At 72.5% G+C, this 2,290-nt stretch carries 2 protein-coding genes and 1 pseudogene; 2 read left to right on the top strand and 1 reads right to left on the bottom strand.

The features are described from left to right. Window positions 1–29: 29 nt before the first annotated feature. Window positions 30–860, top strand: a complete 831-nt coding sequence (locus ACJA3G_RS35430) for an MBL fold metallo-hydrolase (RefSeq protein WP_406557137.1) — start codon at window positions 30–32, stop codon at window positions 858–860. Window positions 861–950: 90 nt separating this feature from the next. Here the strand turns inward: ACJA3G_RS35430 and ACJA3G_RS35435 are convergent, their stop codons facing one another. After that, the gene (locus tag ACJA3G_RS35435; protein WP_017947815.1) at window positions 951–1,625 is read right to left on the bottom strand and encodes a Crp/Fnr family transcriptional regulator; all 675 of its coding nucleotides are present in this window, start codon (window positions 1,623–1,625) and stop codon (window positions 951–953) included. 589 nt (window positions 1,626–2,214) lie between these two features. Here ACJA3G_RS35435 and ACJA3G_RS35440 point away from each other — a divergent pair. Next, window positions 2,215–2,290, top strand: a pseudogene (locus ACJA3G_RS35440) (hypothetical protein); the annotation flags it as partial.

Below are 2,290 nucleotides of genomic sequence, written 5' to 3' on the forward strand. Positions count from 1 at the left end.
CCCCCGCTCCCCATGGAAGGTTCCCTCGCGTGACCGAAGCCGCGGCGCTCCCCGGCCGGCCCCGCGGCGGGGTGCTCTCCGGCCCCGCCACGACCCGTACCGTCAACGTCCTCGCGCCCAACCCCTCCGCGATGACCCTCGACGGCACCAACACCTGGATCGTCGCCGAGCCCGACTCCGACCTCGCGGTCGTCGTCGACCCGGGCCCCCTCGACGAGGGCCACCTGCGGAACGTGGTCGCCACCGCCGAGCGGATGGGCAAACGGGTGGCCCTCACCCTGCTCACCCACGGCCACCCCGACCACGCCGAGGGCGCGGCACGCTTCGCGGAGCTGACCCGTACGCACGTACGCGCGCTGGACCCCGCGCTGCGCCTCGGTGACGAGGGGCTGGCCACGGGGGACGTGATCACCACCGGCGGGCTGGAGATGTGGGTGGTGCCCACCCCCGGCCACACCGCCGACTCCCTCTGTTTCCACCTCCCCGCCGACGGGGCCGTGCTGACCGGGGACACGGTCCTCGGGCGCGGCACGACCGTCGTGGCGCACCCGGACGGCCGCCTCGGGGACTACCTGGACTCCCTGCGGCGGCTGCGCTCGCTCGCGGTCGACGACGGCGTACGGACCGTGCTGCCCGGGCACGGTCCCGTGCTCGACGACGCGCAGGGCGCCATCGAGTACTACCTCGCCCACCGCGCCCACCGGCTGGCCCAGGTGGAGACGGCGGTGGAGGACGGCCGCACCACGCCCGCGGAGGTGGTGGCGCGCGTCTACGCGGACGTCGACCCGTCCCTGTGGCCGGCGGCCGAACTCTCCGTACGCGCGCAGCTGGAGTATCTGAGCGAGCACGGGCTCATCTAGGGCGTGTTGCGAAAGTCCCGCTCCGGCCGCACACGGGACGGGCCCGCCTCCCCGAGGGGAGACGGGCCCGTCCACGTACACGTAACGGCGTCAGCGCGACCGCTTCGCGAGCCGCTCCACGTCCAGCAGGATCACCGCACGGGCCTCCAGCCGCAGCCAGCCGCGCTGCGCGAAGTCCGCGAGGGCCTTGTTGACCGTCTCGCGGGAGGCGCCGACCAGCTGGGCCAGCTCCTCCTGCGTCAGGTCGTGCACGACGTGGATGCCCTCCTCGGACTGCACGCCGAAGCGGCGCGACAGGTCCAGGAGCGCCCGGGCGACACGGCCCGGCACGTCGGAGAAGACCAGGTCGGACATCTGGTCGTTGGTCTTGCGCAGTCGGCGGGCGACCGCGCGCAGCAGGGCGGTGGCCACCTCGGGCCGGGCGTTCAGCCACGGCTGGAGGTCGCCGTGGCCCAGGCCCAGCAGCTTGACCTCGGTGAGCGCGGTCGCGGTGGCGGTGCGCGGGCCCGGGTCGAAGAGGGACAGCTCGCCGATGAGCTCGCCGGGGCCGAGGACCGCCAGCATGTTCTCGCGGCCGTCGGGGGAAGTGCGGTGGAGCTTGACCTTGCCCTCGGTGACCACGTAGAGGCGGTCGCCGGGGTCGCCCTCGTGGAAGAGGGCGTCACCACGGGCGAGCGTCACCTCACTCATCGAGGCGCGGAGCTCCGCGGCCTGCTCGTCATCGAGCGCCGCGAAGAGCGGGGCGCGCCGCAGAACGTCGTCCACGAGTTCTCTCCTTGTCGACCGGTACAGGGGACCGTGTTGCCCATTTTGCCGGACGGTGTAAACAGTGCGATCAATCACACGGGTAACCACAAGGATGACGCACCCGAACGCCGGACTGTGCGGCAGGGGGCCGATTGGGGTGGTGATTGGCTGTGGCCGGGGCGGATGTCGGTGCGTGCCTTTAGGCTGGCCGGGTGTCCAATTCGCCGGTGAGAGCGCAGGCCAGGGGGGCCACAAGAGTGTCGGCAGGCAAGGATTCCGCTGTGGGCGAACAGCCTACGAGTAAACCGAAAAAAGCCGCGAAAGTATCAAAATCAGCCAATCGGGCCGCGTCGGCATCCGAACGCCTCCCGGGCGCGTCGCCCGTGCCGAGCGGGCCCGACGAGCTGAACGAGCCGGCCGGCCCGAGCGAGCCCGAAGGGGCCGCGGGGACGAGCCCCGCCGCCAAGAAGGCTGCTCCGCGTAAGACCGCGGCCAAGAAGGCGGCCCCGAAGAAGGCGACTCCCAAGGAGGCGGTTGCCAAGGAGGCGGCCCCGAAGAAGGCCGTCGCCAAGAAGACGGCCCCCAAGAAGACGCCCAAGAACGCCCCGGCCGCCGCATCTGCCACGCCCGCAAGCCCGCCTGCGGCGCCTGCCCCATCGCCCCGCTCTGCCCGGCGTACGGGG

The sequence above is a fragment of the Streptomyces sp. YS-3 genome (genome assembly GCF_045257485.1).
GTDB lineage: Bacteria > Actinomycetota > Actinomycetes > Streptomycetales > Streptomycetaceae > Streptomyces.